Origin of the sequence: Streptomyces sp. CRCS-T-1, assembly GCF_024442335.1 — a bacterium.
GTDB lineage: Bacteria > Actinomycetota > Actinomycetes > Streptomycetales > Streptomycetaceae > Streptomyces > Streptomyces koelreuteriae.
This window is the reverse complement of sequence record NZ_CP101651.1, coordinates 5,983,252-6,002,275: the sequence shown is the minus strand read 5'-3', so window position 1 is coordinate 6,002,275 and position 19,024 is coordinate 5,983,252. Positions and strand designations below refer to the sequence as shown.

Here is a 19,024-nt window from a genome sequence, read left to right as displayed (position 1 = left end):
CACGGCCCCTCGCCCTTCCGGGCGGGGGGCCGTTGCCGTACAGTCGTCGCCCCAGTCGGCTGACGCACCGTCAGGAGGCAGGTATGCGGCTCGGTCTCGCACTCGGCTACTGGGGCCGCGGCCCCTCCCCCGACCACATTCCGCTGGCGCGGGAGGCCGAGCGGCTGGGCTACGACTCCGTGTGGACGGCGGAGTCCTGGGGCTCGGACGCGTTCACGCCGCTCGCCTGGATCGCCGCCCACACCTCCACCATCAAGCTGGGCACGGCGGTCGCCCAGATGGCGGCCCGCCCGCCGACCACCACCGCCATGCAGGCGCTCACCCTCGACCATCTCTCCGGCGGCCGCATGATGCTGGGCCTCGGCCTGTCCGGACCACAGGTCGTGGAGGGCTGGTACGGCCGCCCGTTCCCGAAGTCCCCGCTCACCGCCACCCGCGAGTACGTCGATGTCGTACGGCAGGTGCTGCGTCGCGAGGCCCCCGTCGAACTGGAGGGAGGTTTCCACTCCCACCCCTACCGGGGCCCGGACGCCACCGGCCTCGGCAAGCCCCTCAAGCCGATCACGCATCCGCTCCGCGCCGAGCTGCCGATCCTGCTCGGGGCGGAGGGGCCGAAGAACGTCGCCCAGACGGCCCGGATCGCCGACGGCTGGCTGCCGCTGTACTGGTCGCCGACCCGGCCCGAGGTGTACGGCCCGGCCCTGGCCGATCTGCCCGAAGGGTTCCTGGTGGCACCGATGGCGCAGGCCCGGGTCTGCGACGACGTCGCCGAGGGCCTGCTGCCCGTCAAGATGATGCTCGGCTTCTACATCGGCGGCATGGGACACGCGGCCCGCAACTTCCACGCCGACCTGATGGCCCGCATGGGCTACGAGGAAGAGGCCCGCCGCATCCAGGACTTGTTCCTCTCCGGCCGCCGGGACGAGGCCGTCCGTGCCGTCCCCGACGCCTTCGCCGACGAGATCTCCCTGGTCGGCCCGCGCGAACGGATCGCGGAGCGGCTGGAGTCGTGGCGCAAGGGCCCGGTGACGGACCTGCTGGTGCTCAGCCCCGACCGCCACACGCTGCGCGTTCTCGCCGAGTTGAACGCCTGAGCGAATCCCCGGGTTTCATCCAGAGTTCAAGGGCAATCCGAATGCCATGTCCCCTCGAAGTCGCAACGGTGCGAATCAGGTCGGCACGATCGTCGCGGTCGTGGCCGACATCATGGCTCTCATCCTGGGTCTGTGGATCCTGATGTACCTGCTGGACGCCAACCAGGCGAACAGCTTCGTCCAGTTCATCCACGACGCGGCCCGCTGGCTCGCCGGCTGGTCACACGACCTCTTCACCTTCGACGAAGCCTGGGCCCGAGTGGTCTGCGGCTACGGCTTGGCAGCGGTGGTCTACCTGCTCGTGGGCCACGCGATCGCCAATCGCGCACACCGGCACTAGAACGCCTGAAGGGGCTCGTCCTTCAGGGGCGCGGGGAACTGCGCGACAAGCCACGCACAACCCGCGCCCGCACAACCGGCGAGCCCTCGAACTCCTAGGCGCAGCAGTCCGAGTCCAGCCCGCTGGGCAACTCGTCCCCACCGAACACCTGACACGTGGCCTCGTGCCCACCCAACGCGGCCACGGCCAGCAACAACGACCCGGCCGTCCACGTGGTCAACTCCCGCGGCCAGATCGCCTCGTCCTCGAAGACGAACCCGGTCCAGTACAGCCCGCTCTCCGGATCGCGCAGATGCTGGATCGACTGCAGCACCTCCAACGCCCGGTCGGACTCGCCCATCGCCCAGAGCGCGAGGGCGAGTTCGGCCGATTCCCCACCCGTCACCCACGGGTTGGGCACGACACACCGCACACCCAGCCCCGGGACGACGAACCGGTCCCAGTCCTCCTCGATACGGGCCTTGGCCTCGGCCCCGGTCAGCGCACCGCCGAGCACCGGGTAGTACCAGTCCATCGAGTACCGGTTCTTGTCGAGGAACCGCTCCGGATGCCGACGTATGGCATGCCGCAGCGCACCCGCCGCCAACTCCCAGTCCGGCTGCGCCTCCTCCCGCTGCTCGGCGATCGCCAGCGCGCACCGCAGCGCTTGGTGGATCGAGGAGCTGCCGGTCAGCAGCGCGTCCGCCGTGTCCGTGCCGTCGTCGTCGCGCCGCCAGCCGATCTGCCCGCCCGGCTGCTGCAGGTGCAGCACGAACTCGATCGCCGCGTAGACCGCCGGCCACATCCGCTCCAGGAACGTGTCGTCGCCGGTGGAGAGGTAGTGGTGCCAGACGCCCACGGCGATGTAGGCGACGAAGTTGGTCTCCCGGCCCCGGTCGGTGACGTCGCCGGCCTCTCCGTCCGCGTAGGCGGCGTACCAGGAGCCGTCGTCGTTCTGGTGCCGGGCCAGCCACAGGTAGGCCCGCTCTGCGGCCTCGTGCTCGCCTGCCGTGTCGAGGGCCATGGCCGCCTCGACGTGGTCCCACGGGTCGAGGTGATGCCCCCGGAACCAGGGGATCGCACCGTCCTCGCGCTGCACGGCGAGGATGCCGGCGACGGTCGCGGCGGCCTGCCCTGCGGTGAGGACCCCGGGCAGGACCAGATGTTCCGTCCGGGGAGTGGTCACTGGGCGTCCGCCCCGGCGTCGGAGACACGCGGCAGGTGCGGCTTGGTCGCGTACGCCACGAAGCTCTTGCCGATCAGCGGGTTCAGGGCCTGCTCGGCGACCCGGGTGGCCAGCGGCTTCTTCATGATGTCCCAGACGAGGAGCTTGTGGTACGCCCGCACCGGCAGCGCCTTGTCGTTGTCGACGCCGAACGCGCACTTCAGCCACCAGTAGGGCGAGTGCAGCGCGTGCGCGTGGTGGGTGCCGTAGGGCTTGAGGCCGGCCTCGCGGATGCGCGTCAGGAGTTCGTCGGCCTTGTAGATGCGGATGTGGCCGCCCTCGACCTCGTGGTAGGCCTCGGAGAGGGTCCAGCAGACCTTCTCGGGGCCGTAGCGCGGGACCGTGATGGCGATGCGGCCGCCGGGCTTGAGCACCCGGACCATCTCCGCGAGGACGCCCTTGTCGTCCGGGATGTGCTCCATCACCTCGGAGATGATGACGACGTCGAAGGACGCGTCGGGGAAGGGCAGCGCGAGGGCGTCGCCCTCCATGGCCGTGGCGGTGGCGCCCTCGGGGGCCTCGCCGGCCTCCTTCATCGCCGCGAACCACTTGGCGACCTCGCGGATCTCCTCGGCGTTCTGGTCCAGCGCCACGACCTGCGCGCCGCGCCGGTAGCACTCGAACGCGTGCCGGCCGGCACCACAGCCGAGGTCCAGTACGCGGTCGCCCGGCGCGAGCGGGAACCGGGAGAAGTCGACGGTCAGCACGTGGCCCTGCTTTCGGAGTTGACGCCTTGTACATCTGTGGGGGCTGTGGAGGCGGGGGCCGTGGGCACGGCATCCGTGACAGCCACGCGCTCTGCACCCGGCAAGGCCGTGGAGCGGCCCGCCCCGACGCCCTCGGACCCGGCGATCGCCTCGCGGTACCGGGCCACCGTCCCCTCCGCCGCCCTGGCCCACGTGAAGTGCCGCAGCACGCGTTCGCGACCGGCCGCGCCGAGCCGGGCCCGCAGTTCGGGGTCGCCCAGCAACCGGTTCAGACCGGCGGCCAGCGCGCCCGCGTCGCCCGGGGGTACCGCCAGGCAGGTCTCCCCGTCGCGGCCCGCGACCTCGGGTATGGCGCCGCCGGTCGTGGCGAGCAGGGGCGTGCCCGTCGCCATGGCCTCGGCGGCCGGCAGCGAGAAGCCCTCGTAGAGCGAGGGCACGCACGCGACCTGCGCCGAGCGCACCAGGTCGACGAGTTCCGCGTCGGAGATGCCCTTGACGAACTCGACGGCGCCGGCGAGGCCGTACCGCTCCATCGCCTGGGCGACGGGCCCCTCCGTGGGCCGCTTGCCGACGACGACGAGGTGCGCGCCGGGGTGCTCGGTGCGCACCTTGGCGAGCGCCTCGACGAGATGGACCAGGCCCTTCAGCGGCACGTCCGCGCTGGACGTCGTCACGATCCGGCCCGGCACGACCGGCACCGAGGGATCCGGCGAGAACAGGTCGGTGTCGGCGCCGATGTGGACCACATGGATCCGGTCCTGGCGTACACCGAGGTGGTCGACGATCTCCTGGCGGGACGTGCCGGAGACGGTGAGCACGGAGGGGAGCCGGCGGGCGACGCGCTTCTGCATGCGGGTGAAGGCGTACCAGCGGCGCACCGACAGGCGCCGCTTCCAGCCGTCCGCCGCGTCCAGCTCCAGCTGCCGGTCGACGGTGATGGGGTGGTGGATCGTGGTGACGAGGGGCGCGCCCACGTCTCCCAGCAGTCCGTACCCGAGCGTCTGGTTGTCGTGGACGACGTCGAACTCGCCGCGGCGGGCGCGCAGATGGCGGCGGGCGCGCAGCGAGAACGTCAGGGGCTCGGGGAAGCCGCCGGTCCACATGGTCGCCACTTCGAGCGCGTCGACCCAGTCGCGGTACTCGTCGCGCTTCGGGGTGCGGAAAGGATCCGGCTGGCGGTAGAGGTCGAGGCTGGGCAGCTCGGTGAGGCTCTGGCCGTCGTGGCCCTCGTCGAGGACGGGGTAGGGCTGGGCACCGATGACCTCGACGCGGTGGCCGAGGCGGGACAGCTCGCGCGAGAGGTGCCGGACGTAGACACCCTGGCCGCCGCAGAACGGGTTCCCTTTATAGGTGAGGAGCGCGATGTGGAGCGGTCGCAAGCCGTCGGCGGCGGGGTCCTCCGAGGGCCCGGCCTCCCTGGCCTCAGCGGTCACTCTGGGCCCCCTTCTCCCTGCACTGTCCCGCGAGATTACGCCGGGACGCTAATCTAGAACAAGTTTCAGACTTGATCGTTCGGAGGCACTGAATCTACCGGCAGGTAGCGGCGCTGTGAGCAGTGGATCAGGTGATTCACGCCACGGCCGAGCCGTGCCATGCTGTGTGATCACTCGCCCTCACGGACCGTCACGGAACGGGACCCCAGCCCCGCGGAAGCCAAGGTGAACACAGTGGCCAAGGTGGAAGCCAGAGCCGCAGCCCCCGCCTCCCCTCCCCTCACGGAGCGGCAGGAGGCCCGCCGTCGCCGCATCCTGCACGCGAGCGCGCAACTGGCCAGCCGGGGCGGCTTCGACGCCGTGCAGATGCGCGAGGTCGCCGAGTCCTCACAGGTGGCACTCGGCACCCTCTACCGCTACTTCCCTTCCAAGATCCATCTGCTGGTCGCCACGATGCAGGACCAGTTGGAGCACATGCACGGCACGCTGCGGAAGAAGCCCCCGCAGGGCGATTCGGCGGCCGAGCGGGTCGCGGAGACGCTGATGCGGGCCTTCCGCGCCCTGCAGCGCGAGCCGCATCTGGCCGACGCGATGGTCCGCGCCCTCACCTTCGCCGACCGCAGCGTGAGCCCGGAGGTCGACCAGGTCTCGCGGCAGACGACGGCGATCATCCTGGACGCGATGGGGCTCGACGACCCGACCCCGGAGCAGCTCTCGGCGGTCCGGGTCATCGAGCACACCTGGCACTCGGCGCTGATCACCTGGCTGTCGGGCCGCGCCTCGATCGCCCAGGTGCGGATCGACATCGAGACGGTGTGCCGGCTGATCGCCCTGACGGCCCCGGACACGCGGAACTGACCTGGTCGCACGGAAGAGACCTACGAGACGGGTTCCCTTCGCCGGCATGGTCCGGATCAGGTGCTGGGGGTCGCCTTCCGGTCGCCCGGCCTCTCGGCCTCGCTTCCTTCCGGCCTCTCAGCCCTACCGTCGCAGTCGGCACCGGCGGAAACCCAAACCCCTGGCTTCCTGCCACCGTCGGCTACTCCGGTCGGACTCCCTCACTCGCCTCGTAGGCCGACTTCCAGAATAGAACACTCGACCGGGAATGAACCCCCCGGAAGCATTATTTTTCGGGCACTCTCCGGAAAGCTATTCCTCCGGCGGGAACACCGCCTCACCACCACCCCCCAGCGTGATCACGATCGCCTCCACCGGACAGCTCTCCGCCGCCTCCAGCACCCGCTCGTTCGCGTCCGTGTCCGGGGCGACCGGATGGGACTGGCGGGCCGGGTCGAGGCGGAAGCCGTCCGGGGCGTGGTGGACGCACTGGGCGCTGCCGATGCACAGCGAGCGGTCGACCTCGACATGCCAGCGGTCGCCCATCGCTACGCTTCCGCCGGGAGGTGGATCATCTTGTGCTCCAGGTACTCCCCGTACCCCTCGGGCCCGAACTCCCGCCCCAGGCCGGAGTTCTTGTAGCCGCCGAAGGGGCCCAGCATGTCCAGGCTGAAGGTGTTGACCGAGTACGTGCCCGTGCGGACCTGGCGGGCGATGTCGATGCCGCGCTCGACCTCCGCGGTCCAGACGCTGCCGCTCAGTCCGTAGTCGGAGTCGTTGGCGATCTTCACGGCGTCGGACTCGTCGTCGTAGGGCAGCAGGCAGATGACCGGGCCGAAGATCTCCTCGCGGGCGATGCGCATGGAGTTGTCGACGTCGCCGAAGAGGGTCGGTTCGACGTACCAGCCGCGGTCCAGGCCGGCCGGGCGGCCGCCACCGGTGATGATCTTCGCGCCCTCCTCCTGCCCGATGCGGATGTAGTCGAGGTTGCGCTGCTGCTGCCGCTTCGCCACGAGCGGGCCCACCTGGGTGGCGGGGTCGAGCGGGTCGCCGACGACGAGCGCGCCGGCCGCCGCGGCGAGGGCGTCGGCGAACTCGTCGTAGCGGGAGCGCGGGAGCAGGATGCGGGTCTGGGCGACGCAGGCCTGGCCGTTGTTCATCCAGGCCGCGGGGGCGATGCCCGCGACGGCCGCCTCGACGTCCGCGTCGGGCAGGACGACGGCCGCCGACTTGCCGCCCAGTTCGAGCGTCACCCGGGTGAGATTGCGGGCCGCCACCTCCATGACACGCTTCCCGGCCGCGACCGACCCGGTGAAGGACACCTTGTCGATGCCGGGGTGCCCGACCAGGTACTCGCTCACCTCCCGGTCGGCGGGCAGGATCGACAGCACGCCCTCGGGCAGCCCTGCCTCGCGGGCGATCTCGCCCAGCAGATACGCGTCGAGCGGCGACTCGGGCGAGGGCTTGAGGACGGCCGTGCAGCCGGTGAGCAGCGCGGGGGCGAGCTTGGCGGCGGCGACGAACTGCGGGACGTTCCAGGGGGCGACGGCCGCGACGACCCCGACGGGCTCGCGCCGTACGAGGATGCGCCCGAGCACGCCGTCCCGGCGCTCCTCGTAGGTGAAGTTCCGTGCGACGGTGATCGCCGAGTCCCAGACCATCACCGCGCCGAAGGCCTGGGCGAGGACGCTCCAGGAGTACGGCGAGCCGTTCTGGCCGGAGATCACGCGGGCGATCTCCTCGTGCCGGGCGACGATCCCGTCCTTGATCCGGCTCACGACCTCGATCCGCTCGTCGAGGCTCATGCGCGGCCAGGGCCCCTCGTCGAACGCCCGCCGTGCCACCCCCACGGCCCGGTCGACATCGGCGGTCGAGGCGTGCGGGACGCGTCCGATGACCTCTTCCGTGTGCGGCGAGATCACCTCGATGACGTCCTGGCCCAGGGGGTCGGTCAACTCCCCGCCGATGAACAGCTGTCCGTGTTCCACGAATCCGGTCATGGCCGACTGCCTTCGCATCTGACGGTGTTTCAGAAACTGATACCAGTTCTAGTTATAGTGGGCAATGGCCGTGGGACGGACGGAGGGCAGATGACAGGCAGCCAGGACCGCGAACCCACACCGGCGGTGTACGACCACGGCGGAGGCGTCCGGTCCCTGCGGGTCCCGATCCCGGACAACCCCCTCGGCCACACCCTGGTGTACGTCGTCGACACCGACCGAGGGCCGGTCCTCATCGACACCGGCTGGGACGACCCGAAGTCCTGGGACACCCTCGCGTCCGGCCTCACGGCCTGCGGCACCTCGATCTCCGAGATCCACGGCGTGGTCATCACCCACCACCACCCGGACCACCACGGCCTGTCCGGCCGGGTCCGCGAGGCGTCGGGCGCCTGGATCGCGATGCACGCGGCGGACACCGCGGTCGTACGACGGACCCGGGACGCCCGTCCCGAGCGCTGGTTCTCGTACATGACGGCCAAGCTCACCGCCGCCGGAGCGCCCGAGGAGCACATCGCCCCGCTGCGCACACCCCGGCCCCGCTCCCTGCCCGGCCTCTCCCCCGCCCTGCCCGACCGCGACATCATCCCGGGCGAACTCCTGGACCTGGCCGGCCGCCGCCTGCGCGCGATCTGGACCCCGGGGCACACGCCCGGCCATGTCTGCCTCCACCTGGAGGAGAACCACCCGGCCCGACTCCCCGGCCACGGCCGCCTCTTCTCCGGCGACCACCTGCTCCCCGGGATCACCCCGCACATCGGCCTCTACGAGGATCCCGACGACGCCACGGTCACCGACCCCCTCGGCGACTACCTCGACAGCCTCGAACGCGTCGGCCGCCTGGCCCCCGCCGAGGTACTCCCGGCCCACCAGCACCCGTTCCCGGACGCCGCCGCCCGCGTACGCGAACTGCTCCACCACCACGAGGCCCGCCTCACCACCCTCCACGCCCTCCTCGCCGAGCCCCTCACCCCCTGGCAGCTCGCCGAACGCATGGAGTGGAACCGCCCCTGGGCCCAGATCCCGTACGGCTCCCGCAACATCGCGGTCTCGGAGGCCGAGGCCCATCTGCGCCGCCTGGTGAAACTGGGCCGGGCGGAGGCGGTACCGGGGAGCGAGCCGGTGAGGTACGTGGCGGTGTAGGGGCCGGCGTGGCTGGGTGTCTCCGTGCCCGTCCGGGCCGGGTGCTAGAACCGAGCCCATGGACTCCACAGACCCCATGGCCCCCATCGAGCACCTCCTCGCCGAGCGCGCCTGCGAGCGTCTGATCCTCGACTTCGTCCACCGGCTCGACCTGGGCGACCCCTCCTCCGTCGCGGAGCTGTTCACCGAGGAGGGTGTCTGGCAGTGGCCGGAGGACGGGCGGCTGGTCAAGGGCCGCGACGCCCTGCGCGCCTACTTCGGCTCCCGCCCCGCCGACCGGCTCTCCCGCCGCATGATGTCCAACGTCCTGGTCACGGTGGAGTCCCCGGACACCGCCAGGGCGATCTCGTACTTCACGACGTACCGCGTCGACGGCTACGACGGCGGCATCGTCCCGCCCGGACCGCCGGTCCAGGTCGGGCACTACGAGGATGTCTTCCACCGGACCGACGGCACCTGGCTGCTCGCCTCCCGGACGCTCCACCTGCCCTTCGGCGGGCCCACTCGTCGGCCGAACTCGCCTTCGGCATAAGCCGGATCGCCTCAGGGCAGGGCCTCTAGGATGAATGAGCCGCGGCGTCCCCACGCGTGCGGCGTTGCGTACCACCGCAAGGAGACATGCCCATGGGCACCGAAGAGGCCGCTCGAACGTCGCCCTTCAGCGGAGTCCTGGACGGGAGATCGGCCGGGCCGATGGTGCCTCGGCTGGCGTTGGGCGCTCGGCTGCGCAGGCTGCGGGACGGGCGGGGCATCGGCAGGGCGGAGGCGGGGGACGTCATCCGGGCCTCCCCCTCCAAGATCAGCCGCATGGAGGCCGGGCGCCACGGGTTCAAGCTGCGGGATGTCGCCGACCTGCTCACGTTCTACGGCGTCACGGACGAGGCCGAACGCGCCACGCTGCTGGCGCTGGCCGAACAGGCCAACACCCACGCCTGGTGGCAGTACTACAGCGACGTGGTGCCCTCCTGGACGCAGAGCTACCTCGGCGCCGAGCAAGCCGCGAGCGTCATCCGCTGCTACCAGATACAGCGCGTTCCCGAGCTGCTCCAGACGCCCGACTACGCGCGTGCCGCCGTCCGGCTCGTGCACCCCGACGCCGACGCGCGGGAGACCGACCGGCGGGTGGCGCTGCGGATGACCCGGCAGCGGATCCTGCACCGGCAGCCGGGCACGGCCCGGCTCTGGGCGGTGATCGACGAGGCGGCGCTGCGGCGTCCGGTGGGCGGGGCGGAGGTGATGCGCGCTCAGCTCAGGCATCTCATCGAGGTGTGCCGGCTGCCGCAGGTCACCGTGCAGATCCTGCCGTTCCGCTCCGGCGGGCATGCCGCGGAGGGCGGTCCGGTCACCATTCTGCGGCTGCCCGGGGGCCAGTTGCCCGACGTGGTCTACCTGGAGCAGCTCACCACCGCGCTCTATCCCGACCGGCCGGCCGACATCGAGCGCTACTGGGACGCCATGAACCGGTTGGTGGTCGAAGCCGAGTCGCCGGACGAGACTCCGACCATCCTGCACCGCATACTTCAGGAGACCTGAGTTCAGCGCTTGAGGGCGACACCGCCGTACTGGTGCACCTCCGCGGGCAGGCCCAGGGCCTCGGCGTCGGGACGCCAGCGCGAGCAGGACGTGACGCCCGGCTCCAGCAGCTCCAGACCGTCGAAGTAGCGGGCGATCTGCTCGGGGCTGCGCAGGATGTACGGGATCGAGCCGCCGTCGTTGTACTGCCCGATGGCCCGGAGGTAGTCCTCGCTGGTGTCGGTGGAGTCGTACTGGACGAGGTAGCTGCCGGGCGGCAGCGCGTCGACCAGCTGCCGCACGATCTCGCGGGCCTCGTCGTGGTCCTCGATATGGCCGAGGATGCCCATCAGCATGAGCGCGACGGGCTGGTCGAAGTCCAGGGTCTTCCCGGCTTCCCGGACGATCGTGCTCGGCTTGCGCAGGTCGGCGTCGACGTAGTTGGTGACGCCTTCCGGTGTGCTGGTGAGCAGCGCGCGGGCGTGTGCCAGGACCAGCGGGTCGTTGTCGACGTAGACGATCCGGCTCTCCGGGGCCACCCGCTGGGCGATCTGGTGGGTGTTGTCCACGTTGGGCAGCCCGGTGCCGATGTCCAGGAACTGACGGATGCCCTCTTCGGCGGCGAGATGGCGGACGGCGCGGGCGAGGAAGTAGCGGGCGGCGCGGGCCCCGGTCTCGATCCCGGGGAAGATCTCACGGAACGCGTCACCGGCCACACGGTCGACTTCGTAGTTGTCCTTCCCGCCCAGCCAGTAGTTCCAGATCCGCGCCGAGTGCGGAACCGAGGTATCGATCTTGGAGAGCGGCTCCTGCTCGGAGTTCTCCACCTGATCAGTCATGGACGCTCCTGCGTGTGGTCGTGGAGCTTCACGTTAACCCGTTTTGCCTCACGGACAGGATCAACTCCTCGGCGTGGTGCAGCAGTTCGACCTCACCGCACATCCGGGCGGCGACCCGAGTCCAGGAGGCGTCCAGGTGGTGTTGTCGGCACGGGAGGAAGGTACTCTCGGCCGTTTTGCTACTTCCGGGTACAGTGGGCGGGTCGTCATCACCCGTACAGGGAGAAGCCGGTGCAATTCCGGCGCTGACCCGCAACCGTGGACCGCCCTGCCAGGCGGAAGCCGGATCGCCCCGTACGGATCGTGACCGGCTCACGTGCCCGGCGCCTGCCGGTGCACGGCACCGTCGAGGTATACGGAGCCGAGCCGCCGGGGTGTCCCGTGCTGCCCGGCTCCCTCACAGGGAGAGGCACCCGCCGATCATGAACGTCCGCCGCAGCGCCGCGGTCCTGGCCGCCGTCACCGTGATCGGCGCCGCCACGCCGGCCGCCGCCGCACCGTCGCCGAGTCCGTCCCCGTCGCTCCCCTCCGCCCTGTACGGCGACAAGGACCCCAAGTTCGACGGCGTCTGGCGCCAGTCGCTCGCCCTGCTGGCCCAGGACACGGTGGGTGAGAAGCCGGCCGCCAAGTCCGTCGAGTGGCTGGTCGGGCAGCAGTGCGCGGACGGCGGGTTCGCCGCGTACCGTCCCGACCCGGCCGCCGCGTGCGACGCCAAGACCATGCTCGACACCAACGCCACGGCCGCCGCCGTCCAGGCGCTCGCCGCGCTCGGCGGGCAGGACGCCGTCACCGACAAGGCCGTCGGCTGGCTGAGGTCCGTACAGAACAAGGACGGCGGCTGGGGTTACGCGCCCGGCGGCGCCAGCGACACCAACTCCACGTCGGTCATCATCGGCGCGCTCGCCGCCGCCGGTGAGAAGCCGGACCAGGTCGAGAAGGGCGGCAAGTCGCCCGACGACGCCCTGCTGAAGCTCGCCCTCCCCTGCGGCGGGGACGACGACGGCGCCTTCGCGTTCCAGCCGGACAAGAAGGGCGAGCTGGCCGCCAACGCGGACGCCACGGCGGCCGGTGTCCTCGGCGCCCTGGGCAAGGGCATGGTCGTGGAGGAGGGCAAGAAGTCCGGCGCCACGTGCGCGGACCCCTCCACGCCGCGGCAGGCCGCCGACAACGGCGCCGCGTACCTCACCCAGACCCTCGCCAAGGACGACGACCACCTCACCTCCGCCCTCGCCGGCGCGGACCCCCAGCCCGACCACGGCAACACCGCCGACGCGGTCGTGGCGCTCGCCGCGCAGGGCGAGACCGCGCAGGCCGAGAAGTCCGTGCAGTGGCTGGAGAAGAACTCCGCCGACTGGGCCGAGCAGGGCGGCCCCGCCGCCTACGCCCAGCTGATCTTCGCCGCCCACGCGACGGGCGTGAACCCGCGTGACTTCGGCGGCACGGACCTGGTGAAGCAGCTCAACGCGACGGGCCCGGCCCCGCAGGCCCCCGACCAGGCCTCGGCGACCGACGAGAAGGACGACTCGGGGTCGGGCTTCTTCGGCGTCTGGTGGTACGTCGGGGTCTGCCTCGTCGCCGGTATCGGCATCGGCTTCCTCTTCACCGGCCGCAAGAAGAGGCAGCAGTCGTGATCCGCCGGGCCGCTCTCCTCCTCCTGGCGGCCTCGCTCCTGCTGATCGCGGGCGCGGGCCAGGCCCAGGCCGCCGGTTACCGGTACTGGTCGTTCTGGGACCGCGAAGGCGACCGCTGGGTCTACGCCACCCAGGGCCCGTCCATGGCCCGCCCCTCGGACGGCGACGTCCAGGGCTTCCGCTTCGCGGTGAGCGAGGACTCCTCCGAGGCGGCCCGGCCGCGCGGCACGGCCGACTTCACGACCATCTGCGCGAAGACCCCCGCGCAGGACGGCAAGAAGCGCGTGGCGCTCGTCATCGACCCCGGCACCAAGGCGGACGCCCCTCAGGGCGAGGCCCCGCCCCCCGCCCGGACGGCCTGCGCCCGCGTCTCCCCCGACGCGACCACGGCGGAGGCCCTCGCGAGTGTCGCCAAGCCCCTGCGCTACGACACGAACGCCCTGCTGTGCGCGATCTCGGGCTATCCGGAGAAGGGCTGCGGGGAGCAGGTGGCGAGTTCCCGGGAGTCGACACCGGCGGCGAAGAAGGACACGTCCGACGGCAACACGTCCGACGACGACGGCCCGTCCCTGGGCCTGCTGGCGGGCATCGGCGTGGTGGCGGTCCTGGGCGCGGCGGCGATCTGGCAGGTACGGCGGCGTGACCAGGCTTAGCAGCATGGACCGGATCGGCCAAGGCCCGGCACGCCCCCGGCGCCCGCGCCGAGCGCCCCTGCACCCGGGCGCCTGGTGGCTGTGGTCCCTCTCCCTGGGCACCGCGGCCACCCGCACCACCAACCCCCTGCTCCTGTGCCTCCTCATCGCGGTCTCCGCCTACGTCGTGGCGACCTGCCGCCCCCCGACCCCCTGGTCCCGTTCCTACGGCGCCTTCGTCAAACTCGCCCTCGCCGTCCTGGTCATCCGGCTTCTCTTCGCGATCGTCCTCGGCTCCCCCATCCCCGGCACGCACACCGTCGTCACCCTCCCCGAGGTGCCCCTCCCCGACTGGGCGCAGGGCATCCGCCTCGGCGGCGAGGTCACGGCCGAGGCCCTCACCTTCGCGCTGTACGACGGTCTGAGACTGGCCACCCTGCTCATCTGCGTCGGCGCAGCGAACGCCCTCGCCAACCCCTCCCGCCTCCTCAAGTCCCTCCCGGGCGCCCTGTACGAGATGGGCGTCGCGGTCGTCGTCGCCCTCACCTTCGCGCCGAACCTCATCGCCGACGTCCAGCGTCTGCGCGCCGCCCGCCGGCTGCGCGGCCGCCCGGACAAGGGCGTCCGGGGCCTGCTCCAGGTGGGCCTGCCGGTCCTGGAGGGCGCGTTGGAGCGCTCGGTGTCCCTGGCCGCGGCGATGGACGCGCGCGGCTACGGCCGTACCGCCCAGGTCCCCGCCGCAGTCCGCCGCACCACCGCCGCCCTCACCCTCGGCGGCCTGCTCGGCGTCTGCGCCGGAACGTACGGCCTGCTCACCGCCGAGGGCGCCGCCTACGGCATGCCCGTCCTCCTCGTCGGCCTCGCCGCCGCCCTCGCGGGTCTCCGGCTCGGCGGCCGACGCTCGCTGCGCACCCGGTACCGCCCGGACCGCTGGGACGTGCGCGCCCTGCTGGTCGTCGCCTCCGGCGTGGCGGTCGCCGCGCTGCTCGTGCTCGCCGCCGTCCGGGAGCCCACGGCCCTGCACCCCGGCGTGGTGCCGCTCGTGGCCCCCACGCTCCCCGTCTGGCCCGCGGCGGCGATCCTCCTCGGCCTGCTGCCCGCGTTCGTCGCCCCCGAGCCCAAGGAACCGTCGTGATCCGCTTCGAGGACGTCTCCGTCACCTACGACGGTGCCTCCGAACCCACCGTCCAGGGCATCGACTTCGAGGTCCCCGAGGGCGAACTCGTCCTCCTGGCCGGTCCCTCCGGCGTCGGCAAGTCCACCGTCCTGGGCGCGGTCAGCGGGCTCGTGCCGCACTTCACCGGCGGCACCCTGCGCGGCCGGGTCACGGTGGCCGGACGCGACACCCGCACCCACAAGCCCCGCGAACTCGCCGACGTCGTCGGCACGGTGGGCCAGGACCCGCTCGCCCACTTCGTCACCGACACCGTCGAGGACGAACTCGCCTACGGCATGGAGTCCCTGGGCCTCGCCCCCGACGTGATGCGCCGCCGCGTCGAGGAGACCCTCGACCTCCTCGGCCTCGCCGACCTCCGCAACCGCCCCATCGCCACCCTCTCCGGCGGCCAGCAACAGCGCGTCGCCATCGGCTCGGTCCTCACCCCGCACCCCAGCGTCCTGGTCCTGGACGAACCGACCTCCGCCCTCGACCCCGCAGCAGCCGAAGAGGTCCTGGCGGTCCTCCAGCGCCTCGTCCACGACCTCGGCACGACGGTCTTCATGGCCGAACACCGCCTGGAACGAGTCATCCAGTACGCCGACCAGGTCGCCCTCCTCCCGACCCCGGGCGCACCCCCGATCGTCGGCCCCCCGGCGGAGGTGATGGCGGTGTCCCCGGTGTATCCCCCGGTGGTGGCTCTGGGCCGACTGGCAGGTTGGACACCGTTGCCGCTGACGGTCCGTGACGCGCGACGAAGGGCAGCGGATCTACGCGGACGGCTGGACATCGCCCCCAAGGGGCGCGGGGAACTGCGCGACCAGCCACAACCAACCCGCACCCGCGAACGGTCCACACCCCCCACCCTCCTGGGCGAAGTCCAATCCCTCTCAGTAACCCGCTCCCGAATCCAAGCCCTCACCCACATCACCCTCACCATCACCCCCGGCGAAACCATCGCCCTCATGGGCCGCAACGGCGCCGGAAAATCCACCCTCCTCAACGCCCTCGTCGGCCTCATCACCCCCACCTCGGGCACCGTCAAACTCGGCGAATCCACCCCCCACCGCACACCCCCCAAGGACCTCGTCCGCAAGGTCGGCCTCGTCCCCCAGGAACCCCGCGACCTGCTCTACGCCGACACCGTCGCAGCCGAGTGCACGGCAGCCGACCAGGACGCCCAAGCAGCACCCGGCACCTGCCGAGCCCTGGTCACCGAACTGCTCCCGGGCGTCACCGACGACACCCACCCCCGGGACCTCTCGGAGGGCCAGCGCCTCGCCCTGGCCCTGTCCGTCGTACTGACCGCCCGCCCCCCGCTGCTCCTGCTGGACGAGCCCACCCGAGGCCTGGACTACGCGGCGAAGGCCCGCTTGGCCGGTGTGCTGCGCAAGCTCGCGGAGGAGGGGCACGCCATCGTGCTGGCGACGCACGACGTGGAGCTGGCCGCCGAGATCGCCCACCGGGTGGTGCTCCTGGCCGAGGGCGAGGTGATCGCCGACGGCCCGACGGCGGAGGTCGTGGTCTCCTCGCCGTCCTTCGCCCCGCAGGTCACCAAGATCCTGGCCCCGCAGCACTGGCTCACGGTCAACGAGGTCCGCGCGGCGCTCCAGTCCGGGACGGACGCGTGAACGCCCAGCGCCAGGCCCGGGCCGTCCGCCTCGGCCCCCGCTCCCTCGCCGCCCTGCTCCTGGTCAGTGCCGTGGGGGTGGCCGCGTTCGGCTGGCCCTTCCTCGCCCCGCCCACCTCGCAGCTCAGCGCGCACGCGCAGGACGCGCCGTGGCTCTTCGCGGGCCTGCTGGTGCTGCTCGTGGGGGTGGTGGGCGCGGCGATCTCCGAGTCCGGTCTCGGCCCGAAGGCGGTGGCGATGCTCGGCGTGCTGGCCGCGACGGGGGCGGCCCTGCGGCCGATCGGCGCCGGTACGGCCGGGATCGAGCCGATGTTCTTCCTGATGGTGCTGAGCGGCCGGGTCCTCGGCCCGGGTTTCGGGTTCGTGCTCGGCTCGGTGACGATGTTCGCGTCCGCGCTGCTCACGGGCGGGGTGGGCCCGTGGCTGCCGTTCCAGATGCTGGCGATGGGCTGGTTCGCGATGGGCGCGGGCCTCCTGCCGGGCCCGGACCGCCTGCGCGGCCGGACGGAACTCGTCCTCCTGGCGGCCTACGGCTTCCTCGCCGCCTTCGCCTACGGCACGGTGATGAACATGGCGGGCTGGCCCTTCATGAGCGCGCTCGCCTCGAACGTCGCCTTCGACCCGCAGGCGACGGTCCCCGCCAACCTGGCCCGTTTCGTCGCGTACTGCCTGGCCACCTCGCTCGGCTGGGACCTGGGCCGGGCCGTCGTCACGGTCGTCCTGACCCTCACCCTCGGCCCGGCGGTGCTCAGGGCCCTGCGCCGCGCCACACGCCGGGCGGCGTTCGAGACGCCGGTCACCTTCGACACCCCGCCGAGCGTGAAGCACCCCACGTGACTCAGGTCACATACGAAGCGAGGCCGTAGAGACCGCCCCCGGTCACAGGCCGGACCGCCGCTCCGCATGCGGTCACCCCTAGTAAAAGGGGGCATTGCGGGCATTCGCGAAGACTGTTTCCGTGGACGACTGCCCCGCCCACGACGAAAGGTCACCGCGTGCCCGCCGCATCCGTCCTCCGCCGTGCCGCCACCCCGAAGAACGCCCTCGCCGGTACCGCCCTGGCCGCGGCCACCTGCGGCACCCTGATCGCCGCCGCGCCCGCCCACGGCGCGACGACGGGGGCCTCCTCGGCGAAGACGGTCGCGAAGAAGATGATCGGCGACGACGCCCAGTACGAGTGCTTCTCCGAGATCGTCGAGCAGGAGAGCGACTGGGACGTGAACGCCCAGAACACCTCCAGCGGCGCCTACGGCCTGGTCCAGGCCCTGCCGGGCGCCAAGATGGCCTCGGCCGGTTCCGACTGGAAGACCAACGCGGCCACCCAGATCGAGTGGGGCCTGGACTACATGAAGGACCGCTACGGCAGCGCCTGCGGCGCCTGGGACCACTGGCAGTCCCACGGCTCGTACTGAGCCGGCCCCACCCCCAAGACCGAAGGCGGCGGCCCCCCGATCCCCGGGGCCGTCGCCTTCGCCCCACTCAGCCGGCCGTACTCACCCGGAGCTCCTTCACCCCGTTGATCCACGCCGACCGCAGCCGACGCGGGTCCTCGACCAGCCGCAGCCCCGGCATGGCGTCGGCGATGGCGTTGAAGATGAGGTCGATCTCCAGCACCGCGAGGGACTTGCCCAGGCAGAAGTGCGGGCCGCCGCCGCCGAAACCGAGGTGCGGGTTGGGATCGCGGGTGACGTCGAAGTCGTCCGGGTCGTCGAAGACCTCGGGGTCGTGGTTGGCGGAGGCATAGAAGAGGCCGACGCGGTCGCCCTTGCGGATCCGCTTGCCGCCCAGCTCGGTGTCCTGGGTGGCGGTGCGCTGGAAGGCGGCGACCGGGGTCGCCCAGCGCACGATCTCCTCCGCCGTCGTCGACGGCCGGTCCCTCTTGTACAGCTCCCACTGCTCGGGGTGGGTGAGGAAGGCGTGCATGCCGTGGGTGATGGCGTTGCGGGTGGTCTCGTTGCCCGCGACGGCCAGCATCAGCACGAAGAAGCCGAACTCGTCCGAGTTGAGGTTGCCCTCGTTCTCCGCCGCGACCAGCTGCGTGACGATGTCGCGGGCGGGGCACTGCTTGCGGTCGGCGGCCATGTTCATCGCGTAGGCGATGATCTCCGTGGCCGACTCGGCGCCGACCTCGGCGGTGATGGCGTACTCGGGATCGTCGTACGCGATCATCTTGTTCGACCAGTCGAAGATCTTGTCCCGGTCCTCCTGCGGGACGCCCATCAGCTCCGCGATCGCCTGGAGGGGCAGTTCGCAGGCGACCTGGGTGACGAAGTCGAACGGCCCGGAGTGCGCGCGGGCGTTCGCGACGATCGCCAGGGCCCGGGCCCGCAGCCGTTCCTCCAGGGCGCGGATCGCCCGGGGCGTGAAGCCGCGCTGCACGATCTGCCGGACCCGTGTGTGCTCCGGCGGGTCCATGTTGAGCAGGATGAACCGCTGCGCGTCGATGGAGTCCCGGTCGATGTGCTCGTTGAAGCGGATGATCGCCGTGTTGAGGTACGACGAGAACAACTCCGGGTGCGTGGAGACGTACTTGACGTCGGCGTGCCGGGTGACGGCCCAGTACCCCTCGTCCTGGAAGCCGGCGACATTGGCCGGCTGCGGCACCCAGCAGACCGGCTCGACCCGGCGCAGCTCGGCGAACTCCGGCAGGGGCACGCGTTGATGCAGCAGGTCCGGGTCGGTGAAGTCGAATCCCTCGGGCAGCGCGGGACAGGGCATGGGCGGCTCCCACCACTCGTACCGACTCTTGTTCTGACGGCCCATCAGCTGTGCGGAGTTGCGGTGACGGTAGTAACGGGTTCTACAACTAGCAAGAGGCATGGACCCCTCAATTGCCCGCACGACCCTTGCGGTCACCGAGTGGCGC

At 71.6% G+C, this 19,024-nt stretch carries 19 protein-coding genes and 1 riboswitch; of the genes, 12 read left to right on the top strand and 7 right to left on the bottom strand.

Features of this window, described 5'->3' with window-relative positions:
* Positions 1-83 precede the first annotated feature (83 nt).
* Positions 84-1,094, top strand: a complete 1,011-nt coding sequence (locus NNW99_RS27190; protein WP_215121790.1) for an LLM class F420-dependent oxidoreductase — start codon at positions 84-86, stop codon at positions 1,092-1,094.
* Positions 1,095-1,140: 46 nt separating this feature from the next.
* Complete coding sequence (locus NNW99_RS27185) at positions 1,141-1,434, top strand: hypothetical protein (RefSeq protein WP_215121788.1); 294 nt, start codon at positions 1,141-1,143, stop codon at positions 1,432-1,434.
* A 94-nt stretch (positions 1,435-1,528) separates the two neighbouring features.
* Here the strand turns inward: NNW99_RS27185 and NNW99_RS27180 are convergent, their stop codons facing one another.
* From NNW99_RS27180 to NNW99_RS27170, 3 genes are read right to left on the bottom strand one after another with little or no spacing between them, the layout of a single operon-like run.
* Positions 1,529-2,599 carry a prenyltransferase gene (locus NNW99_RS27180; protein WP_215121787.1) on the bottom strand — a complete coding sequence of 357 codons (1,071 nt, stop codon included), beginning with the start codon at positions 2,597-2,599 and terminating at the stop codon, positions 1,529-1,531.
* The gene (locus NNW99_RS27175; protein WP_215121786.1) at positions 2,596-3,345 is read right to left on the bottom strand and encodes a class I SAM-dependent methyltransferase; all 750 of its coding nucleotides are present in this window, start codon (positions 3,343-3,345) and stop codon (positions 2,596-2,598) included. Before NNW99_RS27175 ends, NNW99_RS27180 begins: the two co-directional genes overlap by 4 nt.
* Positions 3,339-4,778: a glycosyltransferase family 4 protein gene (locus tag NNW99_RS27170; protein WP_215121785.1), complete on the bottom strand. Its 1,440-nt coding sequence runs from the start codon at positions 4,776-4,778 to the stop codon at positions 3,339-3,341. The genes NNW99_RS27175 and NNW99_RS27170 overlap by 7 nt, the downstream gene beginning before the upstream one ends.
* A gap of 159 nt (positions 4,779-4,937) precedes the next feature.
* Between NNW99_RS27170 and NNW99_RS27165 the strand changes: the two genes are divergently transcribed.
* Complete coding sequence (locus tag NNW99_RS27165; RefSeq protein WP_251057954.1) at positions 4,938-5,636, top strand: TetR family transcriptional regulator; 699 nt, start codon at positions 4,938-4,940, stop codon at positions 5,634-5,636.
* A gap of 291 nt (positions 5,637-5,927) precedes the next feature.
* Here NNW99_RS27165 and NNW99_RS27160 read toward each other — a convergent pair whose 3' ends face one another.
* Positions 5,928-6,161 (bottom strand): ferredoxin, encoded by a 234-nt coding sequence (locus NNW99_RS27160; protein ID WP_184592076.1) that lies wholly within the window; start codon positions 6,159-6,161, stop codon positions 5,928-5,930.
* A gap of 2 nt (positions 6,162-6,163) precedes the next feature.
* Entirely contained in the window at positions 6,164-7,615 is a 1,452-nt protein-coding gene (locus NNW99_RS27155; RefSeq protein WP_215121784.1) for an aldehyde dehydrogenase, read from the bottom strand.
* Positions 7,616-7,705: 90 nt separating this feature from the next.
* On the opposite strand from NNW99_RS27155, the gene NNW99_RS27150 reads away from it, so the two are divergent.
* From NNW99_RS27150 to NNW99_RS27140, 3 genes are all read left to right on the top strand, one after another.
* A complete protein-coding gene (locus NNW99_RS27150; protein ID WP_215121782.1) occupies positions 7,706-8,758 on the top strand; it encodes an MBL fold metallo-hydrolase in 1,053 nt (350 codons plus the stop codon).
* Positions 8,759-8,834: 76 nt separating this feature from the next.
* Positions 8,835-9,290, top strand: a complete 456-nt coding sequence (locus NNW99_RS27145) for a nuclear transport factor 2 family protein (RefSeq protein WP_215124477.1) — start codon at positions 8,835-8,837, stop codon at positions 9,288-9,290.
* A 92-nt stretch (positions 9,291-9,382) separates the two neighbouring features.
* On the top strand, positions 9,383-10,291 hold the full coding sequence (locus NNW99_RS27140) for a helix-turn-helix transcriptional regulator (protein ID WP_215121780.1): 909 nt from the start codon (positions 9,383-9,385) through the stop codon (positions 10,289-10,291).
* Positions 10,292-10,293: 2 nt separating this feature from the next.
* Here the strand turns inward: NNW99_RS27140 and NNW99_RS27135 are convergent, their stop codons facing one another.
* Positions 10,294-11,109 (bottom strand): SAM-dependent methyltransferase, encoded by an 816-nt coding sequence (locus NNW99_RS27135; RefSeq protein ID WP_215121778.1) that lies wholly within the window; start codon positions 11,107-11,109, stop codon positions 10,294-10,296.
* 178 nt (positions 11,110-11,287) lie between these two features.
* Positions 11,288-11,420, top strand: a riboswitch (cobalamin riboswitch).
* A 111-nt stretch (positions 11,421-11,531) separates the two neighbouring features.
* Here NNW99_RS27135 and NNW99_RS27130 point away from each other — a divergent pair.
* The 6 genes from NNW99_RS27130 (at position 11,532) to NNW99_RS27105 (ending at position 17,570) form a co-directional block, all read left to right on the top strand.
* Entirely contained in the window at positions 11,532-12,740 is a 1,209-nt protein-coding gene (locus NNW99_RS27130; RefSeq protein WP_215121776.1) for a prenyltransferase/squalene oxidase repeat-containing protein, read from the top strand.
* Positions 12,737-13,393, top strand: coding sequence for an SCO2322 family protein (locus tag NNW99_RS27125; RefSeq protein WP_215121775.1), 657 nt, complete (start codon positions 12,737-12,739; stop codon positions 13,391-13,393). Before NNW99_RS27130 ends, NNW99_RS27125 begins: the two co-directional genes overlap by 4 nt.
* A gap of 4 nt (positions 13,394-13,397) precedes the next feature.
* Positions 13,398-14,507, top strand: a complete 1,110-nt coding sequence (locus NNW99_RS27120; protein ID WP_215124476.1) for an energy-coupling factor transporter transmembrane component T — start codon at positions 13,398-13,400, stop codon at positions 14,505-14,507.
* Entirely contained in the window at positions 14,504-16,159 is a 1,656-nt protein-coding gene (locus tag NNW99_RS27115; RefSeq protein WP_215121773.1) for an ABC transporter ATP-binding protein, read from the top strand. Before NNW99_RS27120 ends, NNW99_RS27115 begins: the two co-directional genes overlap by 4 nt.
* The gene (locus NNW99_RS27110; protein ID WP_215121771.1) at positions 16,156-16,995 is read left to right on the top strand and encodes an ECF transporter S component; all 840 of its coding nucleotides are present in this window, start codon (positions 16,156-16,158) and stop codon (positions 16,993-16,995) included. The genes NNW99_RS27115 and NNW99_RS27110 overlap by 4 nt, the downstream gene beginning before the upstream one ends.
* A 158-nt stretch (positions 16,996-17,153) precedes the next feature.
* Complete coding sequence (locus tag NNW99_RS27105; RefSeq protein WP_215121769.1) at positions 17,154-17,570, top strand: transglycosylase SLT domain-containing protein; 417 nt, start codon at positions 17,154-17,156, stop codon at positions 17,568-17,570.
* A gap of 67 nt (positions 17,571-17,637) precedes the next feature.
* Here NNW99_RS27105 and NNW99_RS27100 read toward each other — a convergent pair whose 3' ends face one another.
* Positions 17,638-18,876: a cytochrome P450 gene (locus NNW99_RS27100; protein ID WP_215121768.1), complete on the bottom strand. Its 1,239-nt coding sequence runs from the start codon at positions 18,874-18,876 to the stop codon at positions 17,638-17,640.
* Positions 18,877-19,024: the final 148 nt, after the last annotated feature.